Origin of the sequence: Pseudomonas sp. S11P7 (genome assembly GCF_023195435.1) — a bacterium.
Lineage (GTDB): Bacteria > Pseudomonadota > Gammaproteobacteria > Pseudomonadales > Pseudomonadaceae > Aquipseudomonas > Aquipseudomonas fluorescens_G.
In genome coordinates this window covers 2,588,261-2,610,202 of the sequence record NZ_JALPKS020000002.1, presented here as the reverse complement: position 1 = coordinate 2,610,202, position 21,942 = coordinate 2,588,261, and the positions used below count along the sequence as shown (strand labels likewise).

The window sequence follows — 21,942 nt, the reverse complement described above, 5'->3', positions numbered from 1 at the left end:
AGGCGCTAGTTGTTATGAAAGTGTAAGCGCCAGGCAAAAAGGCAAGTTCCGCCAGGGTGCGGATTATCAATTCGAATTTCGCCAATGAATGGCGAGAGATAGTTTTCAGGAATACTCAATGAAGATGGCGAAGGCCCCAGCCACCGCTCCCTTGTTCAAGGCTTTGGCTGACTATAAAAGCATTCTGATCAGTGTCGGTTGCTTCACGGCGCTGATTAACGTGCTGATGCTGGTGCCCTCCATCTACATGCTGCAGGTCTATGACCGGGTGCTGTCGTCGCAGAACGAAACGACCCTGGCGATGCTGTCGCTGATGGTGGTCGGGTTCTTCGCCTTTATCGGCCTGCTGGAAGTGGTGCGCAGTTTTATCGTCATCCGCATCGGCAGTCAGCTGGAACGCCGTTTCAACCTGCGGGTTTATCAGGCCGCGTTCGAACGCAACCTGTTCAAGGGCGAGGGCAATGCCGGGCAATCGCTGGGCGACCTGACCCATATTCGCCAGTTCGTCACCGGCCCGGCGTTATTCGCGTTTTTCGATGCGCCGTGGTTCCCGGTCTATCTGTTCGTGATCTATCTGTTTAACGTCTGGCTGGGCGTGCTCGCAACCGCCGGTGCGCTGTTGCTGATCGCACTGGCATGCCTGAACGAGTACATGACCAAAAAGCCGTTGGGCGAAGCCGCCGGTTTTTCGCAGAAATCCAGCCAGTTGGCCACCAGCCATTTGCACAACGCCGAAACCATTCAGGCGATGGGCATGCTCGGTTCGCTGCGCAAGCGCTGGTTCCAGGTGCACTCGCGCTTTCTCGGTTTACAGAATCAGGCCAGTGACACCGGCGCGGTGATCAGCTCGCTGAGCAAAACCCTGCGTCTGTGCCTGCAATCGCTGGTGCTGGGCCTCGGCGCCTTGCTGGTGATCAAGGGCGACATGACCGCCGGGATGATGATCGCAGGTTCGATTCTGATGGGTCGTGTGCTCAGCCCTATCGACCAGTTAATTGCGGTGTGGAAACAGTGGAGCGGGGCGAAGCTGGCTTACCGTCGTCTTGACGCGCTGCTGCAAGCGTTCCCGCCGAGTGACGACGCCATGGCGCTGCCGGCGCCGAAAGGCCAGATCACCTTCGAACAGGTCAGCGCCGGCCCGCCGGGCCAGCGTAACGCGACCTTGCACATGGTCAATTTCAACCTTGCCGCTGGCGAAGTGCTTGGTGTGCTCGGCGCTTCCGGCTCGGGTAAATCGACCTTGGCGCGGGTACTGGTCGGCGTGTGGCCGACGCTGGGCGGCACCGTGCGCCTGGATGGCGCGGATATTCATCGCTGGAACCGCGATCAGCTCGGCCCGTACATCGGCTATCTGCCGCAGGACATCGAACTGTTCAGCGGCAGCATCGCCGAGAACATCGCGCGTTTCAGCCAGGCCGACCCGCAGCAAGTGGTGGCGGCGGCGCAGCAGGCCGGCGTCCACGAGATGATCCTGCGTCTGCCGCAAGGCTACGACACGCAACTGGGCGAGGACGGCAGTGGCTTGTCCGGCGGCCAGAAACAGCGCGTTGCTCTGGCACGCGCAATGTACGGCTCGCCGACGCTGGTGGTGCTCGATGAACCCAATTCCAACCTCGACACCGTCGGCGAAGCAGCGCTGGCCAGTGCGATTGCCGCGCTCAAGGCGCAGGGCACCACGGTGGTGCTGGTGACGCATCGGTCTTCGGTGCTGGCCCAGGCCGACAAGTTGCTGGTGCTCAACGATGGTCGGCTGCAAGCCTTCGGCCCAAGCCAGGACGTGCTCAAGGCGCTCTCCGGCAACCCTGAACAGCAACGTGAAAAAGCCGCACAGGCACCGGGCGGGCTCAGCATGAGCCGACAGTATCAGCCCTCGACGAGGAATTCGGGTGTATGAGCAGCGCAAGCATGAACACTGAAAACGAAGCGAACATGGAACACGCCTACCTCAGCGAGCGCCCGGAGCGCGACGCAAAATTCTTTGCGCGCATGGGCTGGATTCTGGCAATCGTCGGCGCTGGCAGTTTCTTCACCTGGGCGGCACTGGCGCCGCTCGATCAAGGCATTCCGGTGCAGGGCACCGTTGTGGTGTCCGGCAAGCGCAAAGCCGTGCAGTCGATGAGCAGCGGCGTGGTCAGCCGGATTCTGGTGCGCGAAGGCGAAATCGTGAAGCAGGGCCAGCCACTGTTCCGTCTCGACCAGACCCAGGTCGCCGCCGACGTGCAGTCGCTGCAAGCGCAATACCGGATGGCCTGGGCCAGCCTCGCACGCTGGCAGGCCGAGCGTGACAACCTCAAGCAAGTGGCTTTCCCGGCGGAGCTGAGCAGCGACCCGGACCCACGCCTGGCGCTGGTCCTGGAAGGTCAGCGGCAACTGTTCAGCAGCCGTCGCGAGGCGTTTTATCGCGAGCAGGCCGGATTGCGCGCGAGCATCGAAGGCGCCACCGCGCAACTGGCCGGCATGCGCCGCGCCCGCACTGACCTGAACGCGCAAGCCGATTCGCTGCAACAGCAACTGAGCAACCTGCAGCCACTGGCCGACAACGGTTACATCCCGCGCAACCGCTTGATGGAATATCAGCGGCAACTGTCGCAAGTGCAGCAGCAACTGGCCGAGAACACCGGCGAGAGCGGCCGGGTCGAGCAGGGCATCCTCGAAACGCGCCTGAAGCTGCAACAGCACAGCGAGGAGTACCAGAAGGAAGTGCGCACACAACTGGCCGATGCGCAGTTGAAAAGCGTAACGCTGTCGGAGCAACTGACCTCGGCCGGTTTCGACCTGCAACACAGCGAGATTGTCGCCACCGCCGACGGCGTCGCGGTCAACCTCGGCGTGCACACCGAAGGCGCGGTAGTGCGCCAGGGCGAAACCTTGCTGGAGATTGTGCCGCAGGGCACTTCGCTGGAAGTCGAAGGCCACTTGCCGATCAGCCTGATCGACAAGGTTGGCACGCATTTGCCGGTGGATATTCTGTTCACCGCGTTCAACCAAAGCAAAACCCCGCGCGTACCCGGCGAAGTCAGCCTGATTTCCGCCGACCAGATGGTCGATGAGAAAACCGGCGTGCCGTACTACGTGCTGCGCAGCAGTGTCAGCGATCAGGCCATGGACAAACTCAACGGTCTGGTGATCAAACCCGGCATGCCGGCGGAAATGTTCGTGCGCACCGGTGAACGTTCACTCCTCAATTACCTGTTCAAACCGCTGCTCGATCGGGCCGGTTCCGCGTTGACCGAGGAATAAGGATGTTCGGCTGTATGACCAAGTTTTCAATGCTGGCGGCGCTGACGTTGCTCGCGAGCCAATCCGCAGTGGCGGCCATGGGGCCGTTTGAGATCTACGAACAGGCGTTGCGCAATGACCCGGTGTTCCTCGGCGCGATCAAGGAACGCGATGCGGGCCTGGAAAATCGCGCCATCGGCCGCGCCGGGCTGTTGCCACGCATCGGTTACACCTACAACAAGGGCCGCAACTCGTCGAAAGCCACCTCCCTCGACGCGCGCGCTCGCAATAACACCGACGAGCGCAACTACAGCAGTTACGGCTCGGCACTGACTCTGCAACAACCATTGCTTGATTACGAGGCGTACGCGGCGTATCGCAAAGGCGTGGCGCAGTCGCTGTTCGCCGATGAAGCCTTCCGTGGCAAGAGCCAGGAATTACTGGTGCGTGTGCTCGACAACTACACCAAGGCGCTGTTTGCCCAGGACCAGATCGACATCGCACTGGCGAAGAAAAAGGCCTACGAGCAGCAGTTCCAGCAGAACGAACACATGTTCAAGCAGGGCGAGGGCACCCGCACCGACATCCTCGAAGCCGAGTCGCGCTACGAACTGGCGACGGCCGAGGAAATCGAAGCGCGCAACGAGCAGGACGCCGCGCTGCGTGAGCTGGGCGCACTGGTCGGCGCGCCGGCGGTGGATATCGGTGATCTGGCGCCGCTCAATCAGAACTTTCAGACCTTTGCCTTGCAACCGGCCAATTACGACACCTGGCACGAGCTGGCAGTGAGCAACAACCCCAACCTCGCGTCGCAACGCCAAGCCGTGGAAGTCGCGCGTTACGAAGTGGAGCGCAACCGCGCCGGGCACTTGCCGAAAGTCAGCGCCTACGCCTCGATGCGCCAGAACGAATCGGAAAGCGGCAACACTTACAACCAGCGTTATGAAACCAACACCATTGGTTTTGAAGTCAGCGTGCCGTTGTATGCCGGCGGCGGCGTATCCGCCTCGACCCGTCAGGCCAGCCGCACGATGGAGCAGGCCGAATACGAACTCGACGGCAAGACCCGCGAGACGCTGATTGAACTGCGTCGTCAGTTCAGCGCTTGCCTGTCCGGGGTGAGCAAACTGCGCGCCTATCAGAAAGCCCTGAGTTCGGCCGAAGCGCTGGTGGTGTCGACCAAGCAAAGCATTCTCGGCGGTGAGCGGACCAACCTCGATGCGTTGAACGCCGAACAGCAACTGTTCACCACCCGCCGCGATCTGGCGCAGGCGCGGTATGACTACTTGATGGCCTGGACCAAGTTGCATTTTTACGCCGGGACCTTGAACGAGCAGGATCTGGCGCGGGTGGATGAGGCGTTTGTGGTCGCCGGGCAGCCCTCACCCTAACCCTCTCCCAGAGGGAGAGGGGACCGACCGAGGCGCTTGCGATATATGCATCGACCTGAACGACCGCGTCGCACGCGATATTTGAATCAATGAAGATCGGCTCCCTCTCCTGGGGGAGAGGGCTGGGGTGAGGGGAAGCAGGCGACACCGTAAAAAAGCCTGCACAAAAAACAATAAAAGCGAGAACTGAACATGGACGTACGCATCAAGCCGGTTTCGGTCGGCACCCTGCTGTTTGCAATCTCGACAACAGCGGCCCACGCCGCTTACCTCGAAGCCGGCCAACCCGGTGATCCAGCCAGTTGGCGCAGCGCCGAATTCGTTCGCGATTGGGGCCTGAGTCGCCTGCAAGCCGAGTACGCCTATGCCGCCGGCATCACCGGCCAAGGCGTGAAAATCGGCGCCCTCGATTCCGGCTTCGATGCCGCCCACCCCGAATTCAGCCGCGACCGCTACCACCCGGTACTGGCCAGCGGCACTTACCTCGACGGTTCAGCGTTCAACGTCGACGGCACGCTCAACCCCAACAACGATTCCCACGGCACCCACGTGGTCGGCACCATGGGCGCCGCGCGCGATGGTAGCGGCATGCACGGCGTGGCGTACAACGCGCAGATCTACGTCGGCAACACCAACCAGAACGACAGTTTCCTGTTCGGCCCGAGCCCCGATCCACGCTATTTCAAAGCGGTGTATGACGCGTTGGCCGATGCCGGCGTGCGCGCGATCAACAACAGTTGGGGCAGCCAGCCGCCGGATGTCAGCTATCGCACACTGGCCGACCTGCACGCCGCTTATGCCCAGCACTGGAACCAAGGCACCTGGCTGGACGCGGCGGCGGACGTTTCGCGCCGTGGCGTGATCAACGTGTTCAGCGCCGGCAACAGCGGTTACCCGAACGCCAGCGTGCGCTCGGCGTTGCCGTACTTTCAGCCGGATCTGGAAGGCCACTGGCTGGCGGTGTCCGGGCTGGATCAAAGCAATCAGCAAAAGTACAACCAGTGCGGCATCGCCAAATACTGGTGCATCACCACCCCCGGCGCGAAGATCGACAGCACCATTCCTGGCGGCGGTTATGCGATCAAGTCCGGCACCTCGATGGCCGCGCCACACGCCACCGCCGCACTGGCGCTGGTGATGGAACGCTATCCGTACATGAACAACCAGCAGGCGCTGCAAGTGCTGCTGACCACCGCGACGCAACTGGATGGTTCGGTCACCGATGCGCCAAGCGAACGAGTCGGTTGGGGCGTGGCCAATCTGAACCGGGCGATGCACGGACCGGGGCAGTTGCTCGGCGCGTTTGACGCCAGTCTTGGGGCTGGGCAGAGCGATGTCTGGAGCAATGACATCTCCGACAAGGCGCTGATCCAACGGCAAAACGAAGACCTCGCCGAGCACAGCGCCTGGCAGCAGACCCTGCAAGACAAGGGCTGGCAGAACGGCGTTCCAGTCGGTGCCAGTCAGCAGGATCAGACCGATTACGCTGTGGGCACGGCACGCGATGCGGCGGCAGCGGGGCGCGTGTATCAGGGCAGCCTGAGCAAATCCGGCGCCGGGCATCTAATCCTCAGTGGCGACAACACCTATCGCGGGCCGACCACGGTCAACGGCGGACTGCTGACGGTCAACGGCTCGCTGACGTCAGCGGTCACGGTCAACGACAGCGGCAGCCTCGGCGGCTCTGGACGCATTGCCGCGCTGTCGGTGAAGAACGGCGGGAGGGTGGCGCCGGGCAATTCCATCGGCACCTTGAACGTCGCCGGTGACGTGACGCTGGCCCCCGGCTCGACTTATGCGGTGGAGCTGTCGCCCACCGGCAGCGATCGCATCGTCGCCGGCGGTACGGCGACTGTCAGTGGTGCCACCGTCAGCCTTTCACTGGAAAACAGCCCGACGCTGCTCAGCACTGCCGAAGCGCAAAGCCTGCTCGGCCGCCAGTACAACATTCTGCAAGCAGCTGGCGGCATTCAGGGCCAGTTCGGCGCAGTAGTGCCGAATTACCTGTTCATCGGCGGCAGCCTCGATTACGCGGCCAATGGCATTCAACTGAACATCGAACGCAACGCGACGTCGTTCGCCAGCGTTGGCCAGACGCCAAACCAACGCTCGGTGGCCGCTGCCGTCGAAGGGCTGGGCGCCGGTAACGCGGTGTTCGAAAGCCTGCTGCGTGCGCCAGACGCGCCCACTGCGCAACAAGCGTTCCAGCAGTTGAGCGGCGAAATCTACCCCGCGCTCGGCACGATGCTGATCAATGACAGCCGCCAGATTCGCGACACGGTGGGCGAGCGCCTGCGTGACAGTAATGCGGGGCAAAGCAACGGCTGGATCAAAGCCCTCGGCGCGTGGGGCTCGACGGATTCGAGCCACGATACGGCGGGCTACAACACCTCGATCGGTGGCCTGCTGGCGGGTGTCGATGGCGCACTGGATGAGCAGACCCGCATCGGTCTGGTGACGGGCTACAGCGACAGTTCGCTGAGCATGGGAGCGGGCACGCACTCTTCGGCCAAGGTCGACAGCTATCACCTCGGCGCCTACGCCGGGCACGAAATCGGCGCTTGGCGCTTGAGCACTGGCGCGGCCTACAGCTGGCATCGCGCCGATGTGCAGCGCGATCTGCATTACGGCGACGTCAGCGGTAAACAGAAAGCCAAGGTCGACGCGGCAACCACACAAATGTTCGGCGAGGCGGCCTACCGAGTCGACCTGCAACCGTTGGCGCTGGAGCCGTTTGCCAACCTGGCCTATGTGCATCTGGACACTGAAGGTTTTACCGAGAAGGGCGATGCGGCAGCGTTGAAAAGCTCGGGCGATCAGCGCGACGCGCTGCTCAGCACCCTCGGTGTACGGGCGCGCAAGACCTTCAATATCTCGAGCGGGCAAGCACTGGACGTGAGCGGCAGCCTCGGCTGGCAGCACAGCCTCAGCGACATCGATTCCGAGCAGCGCCTGCGCTTTGCCAGCGGCGGCACGCCATACGCGGTGGAGAGTTCAGCGCTGGTTCGCGACGCCGCGCTGCTCGGCGTACAGGCCAGCCTGGCATTGAGCAAGGACGTGCGGGTCAACCTCGATTACCACGGACAACTGGCCAGTCGCGAAAAACTGCACGGCGTCGGCCTGAGCCTGAACTGGCAGTTCTAATCGCTACGGGCGTTGATCGTTCCCACGCTCCTGCGTGGGAATGCAGCCCGTGACGCTCCGCGTCACTGGACGCGGAGCGTCCCTTGAGGCATTCCCACGCGGAGCGTGGGAACGATCAACACGTGCGGATTGACACGGATTTTTCGCAACAACACTAAGGAAGGTCGCTGGATGAACAACAACAATACCCCCGCGCAAACGGGTGGCCGCTTTGCCCTGAAAACCCTGACGCTCGCCGTGCTTTGCGCCCTCGGCACCGCCCACGCTGCGCCTTACGTGGAGAACGGACGCGCGGGCGATCCGTCGAGCTGGCGCAGTAGCGAATTCCAGGCCGACTGGGGCCTGCGCGCGATCGGGGCCGATTACGCCTACGCCGCCGGCTACACCGGCAAAGGCGTGAAACTGGGTATCTTCGACCAGCCGGTTTACGCCGCGCACCCGGAGTTCTCCGGCAGCAACAAAGTCGTCACCCTGGTCACCCGTGGGATCCGCGAATACACCGACCCGTACATCCCGGTCAAAGCCGGGGACGCGTTCCTCTATGACGGCTCGCCCACGGTCGGCTCCAACGGCAAACTCGGCGCTCACGGCACGCACGTCGGCGGTATCGCCGCTGGCAGCCGCGACGGTGGCGTGATGCACGGCGTGGCGTTCGGCGCGCAGATCATCAGCGCCGACAACGGCGACCCCGGCCCTGAAGACGGCATCGTGCGCGGCAACGACGGCGCGGTGTACAAGGCCGGTTGGGATGCGCTGATCGCCAGCGGCGCGCGAATCATCAATAACAGCTGGGGCATCGGCATCACCGACCGCTTCGATCTGGGTGGCCGCGATCCGGCGTATCCGCACTTCACCGTCAACGACGCGCAGTTGCAGTTCAACGAGATCCGCACGCTGCTCGGCACCAAACCCGGCGGCGCCTATGACGGCGCCATCGCCGCCGCGCGCAGCGGCATCGTCACGATTTTTGCCGCAGGCAACGACTACAACCTGAACAACCCCGACGCGATCGCCGGCCTCGGCTATTTCGTTCCGGACATCGCGCCGAACTGGATCACCGTCGCCGCCCTGCAACAGAACCCGGATCTGGCCAGCAGTAATCCGTACATCATGAGCACGTTCTCCTCGCGCTGCGGCTACACCGCGAGTTTCTGCGTGGCCGCGCCGGGCACGAAAATCTACAGCTCGATCATCGAAGGCACCAGCCTCGACAACCTGACCACCAGCTACGCCAACTACAACGGCACCTCGATGGCCGCGCCGCATGTGGCCGGTTCGGTGGCGGTGTTGATGGAGCGCTTTCCATACATGACCGGCGATCAGGTCGCTACCGTTCTGCGTACCACCGCGACCGACCTTGGCGCACCGGGCATCGACGCCTTGTACGGCTGGGGCATGATCAACCTGCGCAAGGCCATCGACGGGCCGTCGATGTTCGTCACGGAGCAGGACATTCCCGCTGAGTTCCGTATCGACGGCGCTTACGGTTCCGGCCAGTTTGTCGCCGATCTGCCGGGCATCGGCGCAATCATCGATAAGGGCAAACCGACCGAGCGCGTGTGCACCGACATCACCTGCGGCCTCGACACCTGGCGCAACGATATTTCCGGTCACGGTGGTTTGACCAAACAGGGCATCGGCACCCTGGTGCTGACCGGCAATAACACCTACAGCGGCCCGACCCTGGTCAATCAGGGCCGGCTGGCCATCAACGGTTCTCTGCAATCGGCTGTCACCGTGAATGATGGCGGTATCCTCGGTGGCAACGGTCGCATCGGCGCACTGGCGGTCAACAGCGGCGGTACGGTGGCGCCGGGCAACTCCATCGGCACGCTGAATGTCGCCGGCGATGTGACCTTCGCTCCGGGCTCGACCTACGCCGTCGAGCTGTCGCCGACCAGCAGCGACCAGATCGTTGCCGGCGGCAAAGCCGTCATCGAAGGCGCCACCGTGAGCATGTCGCTGGAAAACAGCCCGACCTTGCTGTCCACCAGTGAAGTGCAAAGTCTGCTCGGTACGCGCTACAACATCCTGCAAGCGGCCGGCGGCATTGAAGGACGCTTCGGCCAGGTGTTGCCGGATTACGCCTTCCTCGGCGGCACGCTGGCGTACTCGGCGGATGGCATTCAACTGGCGGTGGGGCGCAACGACGCTTCGTTTGCCAGCGTCGGCCTGACGCCGAATCAGCGCGCGGTGGGTGCGGCGGCTGAGCGTCTGGGCGCCGGCAATGCCTTGTTCGAAACCCTGTTGCTGTCGCCAAACGCGGCGTCGGCGCAGCAAGCGTTCCAGCAACTCTCCGGCGAGATCCATCCGGCGATCGGCACGCTGCTGATCAACGACAGCCGCTACCTGCGCGAAGCCGTGGGCGAGCGTCTGCGTGAGCGCGATCTGTTCAACGCTGACGCGCCGACTGACGATCGCAGCAATGCCTGGGTCAAGGTGCTGGGGTCGTGGGGCAAGAGCGATGGCGGCCACGAGAATGCCGATTCCACCAGCTCGATCGGTGGCTTGCTGGCCGGTGTCGACGGCTTGATTGCTGAAGATACGCGCCTGGGTTTCGTCACCGGTTATAGCGACAGCTCGTTGAGCATGGGCAGCGGCACGCATTCCTCGGCGTCGGTCGACAGCTACCACTTGGGTGCATATCTGGGGCATGAAATCGATGCGCTGCGCCTGACTGTTGGCGGGGCTTATAGCTGGCACCGCATCGACGCCAAACGTGATCTGCAATTTGCCGGTGTCAGCGGCCAGCAGAAAACCAAGCGCGATGCGACCACGGCGCAGCTGTTCACCGAAGCCGCTTACGACCTGCGCCTGCAGCCGATGAATCTGGAGCCGTTCGCCAACCTGTCCTACGTGCACCTCAACACCGACAGCTTCACCGAAAAGGGTGACGCGGCGGCGCTCAAGGGCGGCGAGGACAACCGTGACGTGGTGCTGTCGACCCTCGGCGTGCGCGCCAAGCGCAGCTTCGCCTTGTCCGATCAGCATCAGCTGGAACTGGGCGCGAGCCTCGGCTGGCAGCACAACCTGAGCAGTGTCGACGCCGACAGCCACCTCGCATTCGCCAACGGCAACAGCGCCTTCACCGTGCAGAGCGTGTCGATGGATCGCGACGCGGCGGTGGTCGGCGTGCGCGCCGGTCTGGCGCTCAACCGTGACGTGCGGGTCAATCTGGATTACAACGGTCTGGTCGGTTCGAACGAAAAAGACCACGGTGTGGGGCTGACGCTGGATTGGCAGTTCTAAGCCGAAGTTTCTGAGGGTACCGGCAGCGCTCAAGGGCGCTGCCGTTTTGAAGGAAGAGAGGGCACGACATGGGATTGTTCGATTACAGAGATGCCGATGGCAAAGCGTTGTACAGCGACGCCATCGCACTGACGCTGTATGCCTATGCACCGACTGGCAAGCCTTTGCCAGCGACGGCCTGGGCGCCCGTCGCGGCGACGGCGCTGGGTTATCAGGGCAAGGTCGGCGCGCAGGGCACGTTCTTCGGTGAGCAGGAGGGCTACACCAGCGCCGAGGCCGAAGTGCTCGGCAAATACGATGCCGCCGGCAAGCTGATCGGCATCGGCATCGCCTTTCGTGGCACCGGCGGGCTCGGTTACAGCGACACCTACGGCGACATGAAAAACAACCTGCTGGCCGCCTTCGGGCCGTCGGATTACGCCAGCAACTACGCGAAGAATGCCTTCGATAATCTGCTCAAGGCTGTCGCCGCCTTCGCCATTACCAACGGCATCGCCGCCAAGGACGTGTTGATCAGCGGCCACAGCCTCGGCGGGCTCGGGGTCAACAGTGTGGCCGAGCTGAGCGCCAGCCACTGGGGCGGGTTCTTCAAGGATGCCAGTTACATCGCCTTTGCCTCACCGACCCAGAGCAGCACCGGCAGCAACGTGCTGAACATCGGTTATGAAAATGACCCGGTGTTCCGCGTACTCGACGGCACGACCTTCAGCAGCGGTTCGCTCGGCAAACACGACGGCGCGCACGATTCGACCACTGACAACATCGTCAACTTCACCGACAACTACGCGTCTACCGCGCAGAACCTGGTGCCGTTCAGTATCGTCAATCCGCTCAACTGGTCGGCCCACAGTTCGCTGGGTTATGCCGATGGCTTGAATAGAGTGATCGACTCGCAGTTCTACCCGCTGACCCATAAGGACTCGACGATCATCGTTTCCAATCTGGAGGAGGGCTCGCGCGGCAAGACCTGGGTTGAAGACCTGGGCCGCAGCGGCGAGCCGCATGTGGGCAGCACGTTCATCATCGGCACGCACAGCAGCGACTGGCTCAAGGGCGGTAGCGGTAATGATTTTCTGGAAGGCCTGGGCGGTGACGATCGTTTCCGCGATGACGGCGGTTTCAATATTTTGCTCGGCGGTCAGGGGCACAACACCTTCGAGCTGCAAAAGCCGCTGCAGAACTTCAGCTTCGCCAACGACGGCGACGGCACCCTGTACGTGCGCGACGCTTACGGCGGCATCAGCCTGACCCGTGATATCGGTGCGCTGGTCAGCCAAGAGGCGGGGTCGTGGTGGGGCAGCAAGGAGATCACCTGGGGTGTCACGGCCAACGGTTTGAGCAATGGCAGTGAGCTGACCCAGTACAACCACTCACTCAGCGGCGACGGTTACGGCAATGCGCTGCACGCCAGCGCGGACGGTGACTGGCTATTCGGCCTCGGTGGCGACGACCGCCTGATCAGCGATAAGGCGCATGTGACCTTCGTCGGTGGCGCTGGCAACGACGTGATGACCGCGGTGGGCGGCAACAACACTTTCCTGTTCAGTGGTGCCTTCGGTTTAGATGCCATCAACGGTTACCAGGGCAGTGACAAACTGGTGTTCATGGGCGTTGAGGGCGCGGGGCAGGGCTACGACTACAAACAGCATGCCTCGCAGTCCGGTGGCGATACCGTGCTGAAGATTGGCGACTATGCCGTGACCCTGATCGGGGTCGGAGTGGCTAACCTGTCGGACTCGGCGTTCGTTTTCACCTGATGGCACCAGTGCAGGAGATCCAAATGTGGGAGCGAGCCTGCTCGCGAAAGCGCTGTGTCAGCAGACCCGATATTGACTGACAGATCCCATTCGCGAGCAGGCTCGCTCCCACAATGAAAAATCAAAAGCAGTAGTGACAATGCTCCGGTGCGCTTCGCGAGGAGCGCTCTGGCTGTGAGCTATCTCTGAACAATTCCAACAACAAGAGAGGCAATGGCAATGGGTGTGTATGACTACAAGAACCTCGGTACGGCCGATTCCAAAGCGTTGTTCAGCGACGCCATGGCGATCACGCTGTATTCCTACCACAACCTCGATAACGGCTTCGCCAGCGGTTATCAGCACAACGGTTTCGGCCTCGGCCTGCCGGCCACGCTGGTCACTGCATTGATTGGCGGCACCGATTCGCAAGGCGTAATCCCTGGCATTCCGTGGAACCCCGACTCGGAAAAGCTCGCCCTTGAAGCGGTGCAAAAGGCCGGATGGACGCCGATCAGCGCCACGCAATTGGGCTATGACGGCAAGACCGATGCACGCGGGACGTTCTTCGGCGAGAAACCCGGCTACACCAGCGCGCAAGTGGAAATCCTCGGCAAATACGACGCCCAGGGCCATCTCACCGAGCTGGGCATTGCCTTTCGTGGCACCAGCGGTCCACGGGAAATCCTCATCGGCGATTCGATTGGCGACGTGATCAGCGATCTGCTCGCCGCGTTCGGCCCGGCCGATTATGCGAAAAACTACGTCGGCGAAGCGTTCGGCAATCTGCTCGACGATGTCATGGCGTTCGCCAGGGCCAACGGCCTCACCGGCAAGGACATTCTGGTCAGCGGCCACAGCCTTGGCGGGCTGGCGGTCAACAGCATGGCGGATTTGAGCAGCGGCAAGTGGGGCGGGTTCTTCGCTGATGCCAACTACATCGCCTACGCCTCGCCGACCCAAAGCAGCACCGACAAGGTGCTCAACATCGGCTATGAAAACGACCCGGTGTTCCGCGCCCTCGACGGCTCGACCTTCACCGGCGCTTCGGTCGGCGTGCACGATGCACCGCACACCTCGACCACCGACAACATCGTCAGCTTCAACGACCATTACGCCTCCAGCGCCTGGAACGTGCTGCCGTTCTCGATCCTCAACATTCCCACCTGGATCTCGCACCTGCCCACCGGTTACGGCGACGGCATGACGCGGGTGCTGGATTCGCAGTTTTACGACCTGACCAGCCGCGATTCGACGATCATCGTCGCCAACCTCTCAGACCCGGCGCGAGCCAACACCTGGGTGCAAGACCTCAACCGTAACGCCGAGACCCACAAGGGCAGCACGTTCATCATCGGCAGTGATGCCAACGACCTGATTCAGGGCGGCAGCGGCAATGATTATCTGGAGGGTCGCGCCGGCAACGACAGCTTCCGCGACAGCGGCGGCTACAACATCATTCTTGGCGGGCAGGGCAGCAACAGCCTCGACCTGCAAGGCTCAGTGAAAAACTTCGATTTCGCCAACGACGGCGCCGGCAACCTGTACGTGCGCGATGCCAACGGCGGGATCAGCATCACCCGCGACATCGGCAGCATCGTCACCAGGGAGCCGGGCTTTCTCTGGGGGCTGTTCAAGGACGACGTGGTGCACAGCGTCACGGCCAGCGGCTTGAAGGCTGGCAGCAACGTCAGCGCTTACGAGTCCAGCGTAAAGGGCAGCAGCGGCGCCGATACCCTCAAGGCCCATGCCGGCGGCGACTGGTTGTTCGGGCTCGACGGCAACGACCATCTGATTGGCGGCATTGGTAACGATGTGTTTGTCGGCGGGGCGGGCAATGATCTGCTGGAGTCGGGCGGTGGTGCCGATACGTTCCTGTTCAGCGGCGCGTTCGGCCAGGACCGGGTGACCGGTTACACGGCCAACGACAAGCTGGTTTTTCTCGGCGTGCAGGGCGTTTTGCCTGCGGATGATTTCCGTGCGCATGCCAGCAGCGTCGGACAGGACACCGTGCTGACGTTTGGCAATGACTCGGTGACGTTGGTGGGGGTCTCGCTCAATAGCCTGAGTGCGGAGGGTATCGTGATCGCCTGACGTTGATGGGGCGCCGGCAAGCGCCCCATCGCAGGCAGGCGGGTTCCCCTTCAGTCTTCTTCGCGAACGGTGGCAACCTCATCCGCGCGAACCTTCACCTTGGCCCCGGAAATGTCGTCGAACTCATAGAAACCATCTTCGGTTTTGGTCTTCGGCATATCCTTGGTCAGATACTGGGTGCCGTTCTGCAAAGTCACCACGGTTGCGGTCGAGCAACCGCCCAGAGCCAGGGCTGCAGCGATGGCCAAAGGAATGCCCAGTGTCTTGATTTTCATACCCACCTCATGTGCCTCATTCATATGCTGCCGAGCATTGTCGGCTTCTAACGCGGTTGGTGCCACCCGTGCGGGAAAAGTTCGATGGCCCGCTAAAAAAATGCCATTGATCATTTTCCGTTTGCGCCGGGCGGGGCAGAGCTGATATCTGTACGCATAACCAGTATCCGCTTTGCCATGGCCCCGAATCCCGTGACTGCCAACCCCCTCGACGACCCGTTCTATTACCTTAACAACTTCCGCCAAGTGCTTGATTGGCTTGAACTTCGTTATGCCGACGTGATGAGTGAAAGCGAGCATGCCTTCATTCGTGACTTCCAGGCCTTGCCGCGGCCGTCGCAGGGCTTGCTGGTGCGGATGGTCATGCGCAAGGGGGTGCATTTTCGCGCCGGCAAACTCAATTACCTGGAAATCGGCGACATCGTTGAGGCGGCGCAACCGTTACTGAACCATGGCTGGCTCGCAGAACACACGCCGCTGACGCTCGCCGAGTTGTTCGATGTGCTGCTCAAGGCCGAGCTGCTGCAAGCATTCGGCGCCGTCATCCAGCAGCCCAAGGGGCGCAAGGATGACTGGCTGACGCTGCTCGCCGAGCCGTTCAGCGAACCGCGCAGCCTGCGCGACTGGGCGCCGCAGCTGCAAGACCGCCTGTTCAGTCTGACCCTGATGGACCTGTGCGACCGCTTGCGCCTGATGTTCTTCGGCAATCTGTACCAGGACTGGTCGGAATTCGTCCTCGCCGACCTCGGCATCTTTACCTACGAAAAAGTCGAGTTCTGCGCCGATTCGCGCGGCCTGCGCAGTCGTGACGACGTCGACGCCTGCCTCTTCCTGCACCAATGCCAATTGCGCTTTGAAGCCGGTGAGCCGCTTGAGGCCATCGTCGCGCAGGTCAGTGCCTTGCACTTCGACAACCCGTGGCTGCAACGGCGGCGCGGCAAGGTGTTGTTCCAGATCGGCCAGTATTGCGAGCGCATCAGCGAATTCGCCCTGGCCCTGAGCATTTACCGCGACTGCGGCTATCCGGGCGCACGCTTGCGCATGCTCCGTGTGCTGGAGCGCAGTGGCGAATACCCACTGGCGCTGGAACTGGCGAGCCTCGCGCAGCAGGCCCCGGAAAGCGCCGCCGAGCAACAGGGGTTGCAGCGTATCGTGCCGCGCTTGCGGCGCAAGCTCGGTGGGCCGCCGCTCAAACGCGCAGCCGCGAGAGCGGTCGAGCGTCTGGATCTGCATTTACCCAGAGTCGATCCGACGTTGTCCGTCGAGTATTACGTACAGGCGCACCTGCACGACGACGAAGGCCCGGTGCATTACGTGGAAAACAGCCTGATCAATTCGCTGTTCGGCCTGCTGTGCTGGCCAGCGATTTTCGCGCCACTGCCCGGTGCGTTCTTTCACCCGTTCCAGCGCGGCCCGGTGGATTTGCTCAATGAAGACTTCCAGCAGCGCCGCGCCGAGCTGTTTCAGGCCTGCCTGAGCGAACTCGACGATGGCCGTTACATCGCGACCATCCGCGAACGCTTCGTTGCCAAGTGGGGCATTCAGTCGCCGTTCGTGTTCTGGGGCGCATTGAACGAGCAACTGCTGGAGCAGGCGCTGGCCTGTCTGCCCGCCGAACATCTGAAGCACTGGTTCAACCGCTTGCTGCTCGACATCAAGGCCAACCGTGCCGGCATGCCCGATCTGATCCAGTTCTGGCCGCAGCGCAAGACCTATCGAATGATCGAAGTCAAAGGCCCCGGCGATCGCTTGCAGGACAACCAGCTGCGTTGGCTGGAGTTCTGCCACGAACACCAGATGCCAGTGGCGGTGTGTTACGTGCAATGGGCGGAGCAGAGCGCTTGAGCTACAGCATTGCCGTGCGCGCACTGTGCGAATTCACTGCCAAGAGCGGTGACCTCGACTTGCGTTTCACCCCGTCACCCACGGCGCTGGAAGGCATCGCCGGGCATCGCACCGTCGCGTCGCGGCGCAGCGAGAAGTACCAGAGCGAGGTGGCGCTCGAAGGCGAGTTTCGCCAGTTGAAGGTCAAGGGCAGGGCGGACGGCTACGACCCGGCGGCCAACTGCCTGGAAGAAGTCAAAACCTACCGCGGCGACCTGAGCAAACAGCCCGCCAACCACCGCCAGTTGCATTGGGCGCAGGCGAAGATCTATGGCTGGTTGATGTGCTGCAAGCTCGAGCTCCAGCAAATCAATCTGGCGCTGGTGTATTTCGACATCGTCAGCGAGAAGGAAACCTGCCTGGTCGAGTCGTTCGACGCCGAGTCGCTTGAAAACTTCTTCGAGCAGCAGTGCGGCGTGTTCCTGCTCTGGGCCGAGCAGGAAATGGCCCATCGCGAAGCGCGCAATCAAGCGGCGCAGCAATTGGCGTTTCCCCATACGGATTTTCGCCCCGGCCAACGGCATCTGGCCGAATCGGTGTTCAAAGCGGTCAGCACCGGTCGCTGCCTGATGGCGCAGGCGCCAACCGGCATCGGCAAGACCCTCGGCACGCTGTTCCCGATGCTCAAGGCGCTGGCGCCGCAGCAACTGGACAAGGTGTTCTTCCTCACCGCGAAAACCCCGGGGCGCAAACTGGCGCTGGATGCCAGCCAGGTGTTGTTCAAACAGTCGCCGGCCTTGCCCTTGCGGGTGCTGGAAATGGTCGCGCGGGACAAGGCCTGCGAGCACCCGGACAAAGCCTGTCACGGCGACTCCTGCCCGCTGGCACAGGGCTTTTACGATCGCCTGCCAGCGGCGCGCGAGGCGGCCAGTCGTCTGCGCTTGCTTGATCAAGCGGCGATGCGCGAGGTCGCCGCGCAACATGCGGTGTGTCCGTATTACCTGAGCCAGGAAATGGCGCGCTGGGCCGACGTGGTGGTGGCCGACTACAACTATTACTTCGACTTCAGCGCGCTGCTGTTCGGCCTTGCTCAGCTCAATCAATGGAAGGTCGCGGTGCTCGCCGACGAGGCGCACAACCTCGTCGAGCGCGGCCGGCAGATGTACAGCGCCAGCCTTGATCAGTTCGTGCTGGGCAGCGTGCGCAAAACCGCCCCCGCACCGCTGAAGAACAGCCTGCAACGCCTCAACCGCGAATGGAACGCCCTGCACGCGCCGCAAACCCTGGCGTATCAGGCCTACGACAAGGCGCCGGAAAAACTTCTGCAGGCGATCTCGCTGTGTTGTGCCGCCATTGGCGACTACCTCAATGAACACCCGCAAGGCCTCGACAGCGGCTTGCAGAACTTCTATTTCGACCTGCTGCAGTTTGCCCGCGTGGCGGAGCTGTACGACGCGCATTACCTGTTCGATATCAGCAAACGCGACCTCGATCGCAAAAAGCCGCTGTCGCAGCTGTGCCTGCGCAACGTGGTGCCGGCGGCGTTCATTGGTCCACGGCTGACGGCGGCGCGCAGCAGTGTGCTGTTTTCCGCCACGCTCAGCCCGCGCAACTATTACGCCGACTTGCTCGGCACACCCGCCGACACCGTGTGGATTGACGTGGAATCACCGTTCCACGCCGAACAGCTGAACGTGCAGATCATCAGCCGCATCTCCACCCGGTTCAACCATCGTCAGGCGTCGCTGGAGCCGATCGTCGAGCTGATCGCGCGCCAGTTCAGCGAGCGCCCCGGCAACTATCTGGCGTTCTTCAGCAGTTTCGACTATCTGCAACAGGTGGCGGCGCTGATGGCCGAGCGTTATCCGCAGATCACCCTCTGGCAGCAATCACGGGGCATGGTCGAAGGCGCGCGGCAGGCGTTTCTCGATCAATTCACCGCGCACAGTCAGGGCATCGGCTTTGCTGTGCTCGGCGGTGCGTTCGGCGAGGGCATCGATCTGCCCGGCGCGCGCTTGATCGGCGCGTTCATCGCCACACTGGGGCTGGCCCAGCTCAACCCGGTCAATGAACAGCTGAAACGGCGCATGGCGGCGATTTTCGGTGCCGGTTATGACTACACCTATTTGTACCCCGGCCTGCAGAAAGTCGTGCAGGCCGCTGGCCGGGTCATCCGCACCCGTGAGGATCGCGGCGTGGTCATGCTGATCGATGACCGCTTCGCCGAACGCCGGATCAAGCAGCTGCTGCCGCGCTGGTGGGCGATCAAACATGAAACCACGGCTTCCCAAATCGACGGATTGCCGCATAATTTCGCTCATGACAACGGCCGGTGAGCAAGATGAGCGAAAACCCTAAAAGCGCTGAGATCGAGAACATGCGTTTTCGCCTGCTGATCGATTCGGTGATCGATTACGCGATCTACATGATCGATCCGGACGGCATCATCACCAGTTGGAACTCCGGGGCCAAACGCTTCAAGGGCTACGAAGAGGCGGAAATCCTCGGCGAACACTTTTCACGCTTCTACACCGCTGAAGACCGCGCCGCCGGTTTGCCGCAACGCGCGCTGAACACGGCGATCAACGAAGGGCGCTTTGAAGGCGAGGGCTGGCGAGTACGCAAGGACGGCACCAACTTCTGGTCGCACGTGGTGATCGACCCGATCATCGACCCGGATGGCCGTTTGCTCGGTTTCGCCAAGATCACCCGTGACCTCACCGACCGCAAAATGGCCGAGGAAACCCTCAAGCAAAGCGAACAGCAGTTCCGCCTGCTGGTACAGGGCGTTACCGATTACGCCATCTACATGCTCAGCCCCGAAGGCCGGGTCAGTAACTGGAACCAGGGCGCACAGCGGATCAAAGGCTATCTGCCAGAAGAAATCATCGGTCAGCATTTCTCGATCTTCTACACCCCCGAAGACCGCGAACTCGGCGAGCCGCAACGCTCGCTGGAAATCGCCACCCGCGAGGGCCGCTTCGAGAACAAGAGCTGGCGCATGCGCAAGGACGGCACACGCTTTCTGGCGCATGTGGTGGTCGATGCGATTCGCGGCGATACCGGCATTCTGCTCGGTTTTGCCAAGATCACCCGCGATATCACCGAAGCCCATCAATCCCGCCAGGCGCTGGAAAAAACCCGTGAAGCGCTGTTTCAGGCGCAGAAGATGCAGGCCATCGGTCAACTCAGCGGCGGCATTGCCCATGACTTCAATAACCTGTTGACGGTGATCCTCGGTAATCTGGAGATCGTGCAAAAGCGCATGGGCGCCGACCCGAAAATCAGCCGTCTGCTGGAAAACGCCACCCAGGGCGCCCTGCGTGGCGTGTCGTTGACCCAGCGCATGCTGGCATTCGCGCGCCGCCAGGAACTCAAGACCGAATCGGTCGACATTGCCCAGTTGGTGCAGGGCATCACCGGTTTGCTGCGCAGCTCGCTGGGGCCGGGCATCCGCATCGAAACGCGCTTTCCCGACGATCTGCAGCCAGTGCTGGCCGACAGCAATCAACTCGAACTGGCCTTGCTCAATCTGGCGACCAACGCCCGCGATGCCATGCCCGACGGCGGCACGGTGATCATCACCGCACAGCCGCAAGTGGCGCTGGAGCTGGGTGATTCGCAGTTGCCGGCCGGACACTACGTGTGCCTGAGTCTGATCGACACCGGGGAGGGCATGGATGCCAACACGCTGGCGTCGGCGCGCGACCCGTTTTTCACCACCAAGGGGCTGGGCAAGGGCACCGGGCTGGGCCTGTCGATGGTCCATGGTTTTATTGAACAGCTCGGTGGCCGCTTCATCCTTAAAAGCGAAAAGGGCCAGGGCACCACGGCAGAGCTGTGGATTCCGGTGGCGCTTGAGGGCGTCGCGAGCAAGCCGCAGGTTTCCTCGGCGCCGCCGGTTTCGGTGCCACGCCTCAGCGTGCTGGTGGTCGATGACGACTCGCTGGTATTGACCAGCACTAGCCTGCTGCTGGAAGACCTCGGCCACCGCGTCCTCGGCGCAACGTCCGGTGAGCAAGCGTTGCGCCTGTTTGATCAATGCGAAGTCATCGACCTGATGATCACCGACATGGCCATGCCGAAAATGAGCGGTGCGCAACTGGCCCACGCTGTGCGTATGCTCAAACCGGACCTACCGATCATCCTCGCCACCGGTTATGCCGAGCGCCTGGAGGGTTTCGCCGCCGAGCTGCCGCGTCTGCCCAAGCCGTTCACGCAGATGGGGCTGGTGGCGATCATTGCGCAATCGATGAAGTGAGGCACTGGTCAATTCGCCTGAACTTGTCCGTCACCGAGGCTTTCGAAAGGTTTTTAACCACCTCGGAGCGCGTTTGTTTTGTCTCGCATATTGACCCATCCCACTGCTGAAGAAGAGGCGCTGACCGAACACAACGCCAAGATGTTCGGCTCGCCCAAGGAACGTCTGGATTTCTATCGGCGCGAAATCCAGTACGAAACCAGCATCCTTGCCAACCGCACCGACGCCTATCTGGCGGCGCAGTCGTTTCTGGTAATCGCTTTTGCTTCGTGCATGGCCAACCTCAACCCTGAGTGGGGCAAGTTGTTCACTTTGGTTGTGCCGCCATTTCTGGCCTTGCTCGGCGTCCTCAGCTCCTTGAATGCCTGGCCAGGCATTCGTGCGGCGTACGAAATCATCGATCACTGGCATTTCAAGCAGAGCCAGTTATTGCAGGCTGAACCGGTGATGGGGCTGGCGTATGACGAATCGCCGCTGTTCAGCGAAGTCGAGTCGAGCCACAAGGGCTATCGCAAGTCGCTGTTGTTTTCGCTGCGCACACCGTGGATCTTCGCGACGTTCTGGATATTGCTGGGGGGTATGCGGTGTTTATCCAGGTGACGAATCCGGGGGATGATGGCTGGATTGAAAAAAGCCCGATTTTATGGTTTCGGGCTTTTTTGTTCGCTTGGATTTTGTAGTTCACTTCAGATCGTACCCCCTCACCCCAGCCCTCTCCCCAAGGGGGCGAGGGAAAGGGAGCAGATCTT

The 21,942-nt window shown here is 62.1% G+C and carries 11 protein-coding genes and 1 pseudogene; 11 read left to right on the top strand and 1 reads right to left on the bottom strand.

Going from position 1 to position 21,942, the window contains the following annotated elements; genetic code table 11:
* Nucleotides 1-118: 118 nt before the first annotated feature.
* The 7 genes from M0746_RS12055 to M0746_RS12025 all read left to right on the top strand — a co-directional run bounded on the left by M0746_RS12055 (nucleotide 119) and on the right by M0746_RS12025 (nucleotide 14,833).
* Nucleotides 119-1,894 (top strand): type I secretion system permease/ATPase, encoded by a 1,776-nt coding sequence (locus M0746_RS12055; protein WP_258449334.1) that lies wholly within the window; start codon nucleotides 119-121, stop codon nucleotides 1,892-1,894.
* Complete coding sequence (locus M0746_RS12050; RefSeq protein ID WP_258449333.1) at nucleotides 1,891-3,240, top strand: HlyD family type I secretion periplasmic adaptor subunit; 1,350 nt, start codon at nucleotides 1,891-1,893, stop codon at nucleotides 3,238-3,240. Before M0746_RS12055 ends, M0746_RS12050 begins: the two co-directional genes overlap by 4 nt.
* 2 nt (nucleotides 3,241-3,242) lie before the next feature.
* Nucleotides 3,243-4,610, top strand: coding sequence for a TolC family outer membrane protein (locus M0746_RS12045; protein WP_258449332.1), 1,368 nt, complete (start codon nucleotides 3,243-3,245; stop codon nucleotides 4,608-4,610).
* A 192-nt stretch (nucleotides 4,611-4,802) separates the two neighbouring features.
* Complete coding sequence (gene eprS, locus M0746_RS12040; protein ID WP_258449331.1) at nucleotides 4,803-7,754, top strand: autotransporter serine peptidase EprS; 2,952 nt, start codon at nucleotides 4,803-4,805, stop codon at nucleotides 7,752-7,754.
* A gap of 171 nt (nucleotides 7,755-7,925) precedes the next feature.
* On the top strand, nucleotides 7,926-11,003 hold the full coding sequence (locus M0746_RS12035; protein WP_258449330.1) for an autotransporter serine protease: 3,078 nt from the start codon (nucleotides 7,926-7,928) through the stop codon (nucleotides 11,001-11,003).
* Between the two features lie 68 nt (nucleotides 11,004-11,071).
* Nucleotides 11,072-12,760 carry a polyurethane esterase gene (locus tag M0746_RS12030; RefSeq protein ID WP_258449329.1) on the top strand — a complete coding sequence of 563 codons (1,689 nt, stop codon included), beginning with the start codon at nucleotides 11,072-11,074 and terminating at the stop codon, nucleotides 12,758-12,760.
* A gap of 219 nt (nucleotides 12,761-12,979) precedes the next feature.
* Nucleotides 12,980-14,833: a polyurethane esterase gene (locus M0746_RS12025; RefSeq protein ID WP_258451475.1), complete on the top strand. Its 1,854-nt coding sequence runs from the start codon at nucleotides 12,980-12,982 to the stop codon at nucleotides 14,831-14,833.
* 50 nt (nucleotides 14,834-14,883) lie between these two features.
* On the opposite strand, the gene M0746_RS12020 is transcribed toward M0746_RS12025, so the two are convergent.
* Nucleotides 14,884-15,108 (bottom strand): YgdI/YgdR family lipoprotein, encoded by a 225-nt coding sequence (locus tag M0746_RS12020; RefSeq protein ID WP_258449328.1) that lies wholly within the window; start codon nucleotides 15,106-15,108, stop codon nucleotides 14,884-14,886.
* A 177-nt stretch (nucleotides 15,109-15,285) separates the two neighbouring features.
* Between M0746_RS12020 and M0746_RS12015 the strand changes: the two genes are divergently transcribed.
* The 4 genes and pseudogenes from M0746_RS12015 to M0746_RS12000 form a co-directional block, all read left to right on the top strand.
* Nucleotides 15,286-16,953 carry a VRR-NUC domain-containing protein gene (locus M0746_RS12015; protein WP_258449327.1) on the top strand — a complete coding sequence of 556 codons (1,668 nt, stop codon included), beginning with the start codon at nucleotides 15,286-15,288 and terminating at the stop codon, nucleotides 16,951-16,953.
* Nucleotides 16,950-19,268: an ATP-dependent DNA helicase gene (locus tag M0746_RS12010; RefSeq protein ID WP_258449326.1), complete on the top strand. Its 2,319-nt coding sequence runs from the start codon at nucleotides 16,950-16,952 to the stop codon at nucleotides 19,266-19,268. The genes M0746_RS12015 and M0746_RS12010 overlap by 4 nt, the downstream gene beginning before the upstream one ends.
* Before the next feature lie 5 nt (nucleotides 19,269-19,273).
* Nucleotides 19,274-21,193, top strand: a complete 1,920-nt coding sequence (locus M0746_RS12005; protein WP_258449325.1) for a hybrid sensor histidine kinase/response regulator — start codon at nucleotides 19,274-19,276, stop codon at nucleotides 21,191-21,193.
* A gap of 78 nt (nucleotides 21,194-21,271) precedes the next feature.
* A pseudogene (locus M0746_RS12000) lies at nucleotides 21,272-21,804 on the top strand (hypothetical protein); the annotation flags it as partial.
* Nucleotides 21,805-21,942: the final 138 nt, after the last annotated feature.

Bases quoted from the DNA above. Each gene is read 5' to 3' on its own strand.
- M0746_RS12045 (WP_258449332.1), top strand. From the start codon at position 3,243: ATGTTCGGCTGTATGACCAAGTTTTCAATGCTGGCGGCGCTGACGTTG.
- M0746_RS12030 (WP_258449329.1), top strand. From the start codon at position 11,072: ATGGGATTGTTCGATTACAGAGATGCCGATGGCAAAGCGTTGTACAGC.
- M0746_RS12020 (WP_258449328.1), bottom strand. From the start codon at position 15,108: ATGAAAATCAAGACACTGGGCATTCCTTTGGCCATCGCTGCAGCCCTG.
- eprS (WP_258449331.1), top strand. From the start codon at position 4,803: ATGGACGTACGCATCAAGCCGGTTTCGGTCGGCACCCTGCTGTTTGCA.
- M0746_RS12005 (WP_258449325.1), top strand. From the start codon at position 19,274: ATGAGCGAAAACCCTAAAAGCGCTGAGATCGAGAACATGCGTTTTCGC.
- M0746_RS12015 (WP_258449327.1), top strand. From the start codon at position 15,286: ATGGCCCCGAATCCCGTGACTGCCAACCCCCTCGACGACCCGTTCTAT.
- M0746_RS12050 (WP_258449333.1), top strand. From the start codon at position 1,891: ATGAGCAGCGCAAGCATGAACACTGAAAACGAAGCGAACATGGAACAC.
- M0746_RS12025 (WP_258451475.1), top strand. From the start codon at position 12,980: ATGGGTGTGTATGACTACAAGAACCTCGGTACGGCCGATTCCAAAGCG.
- M0746_RS12035 (WP_258449330.1), top strand. From the start codon at position 7,926: ATGAACAACAACAATACCCCCGCGCAAACGGGTGGCCGCTTTGCCCTG.
- M0746_RS12055 (WP_258449334.1), top strand. From the start codon at position 119: ATGAAGATGGCGAAGGCCCCAGCCACCGCTCCCTTGTTCAAGGCTTTG.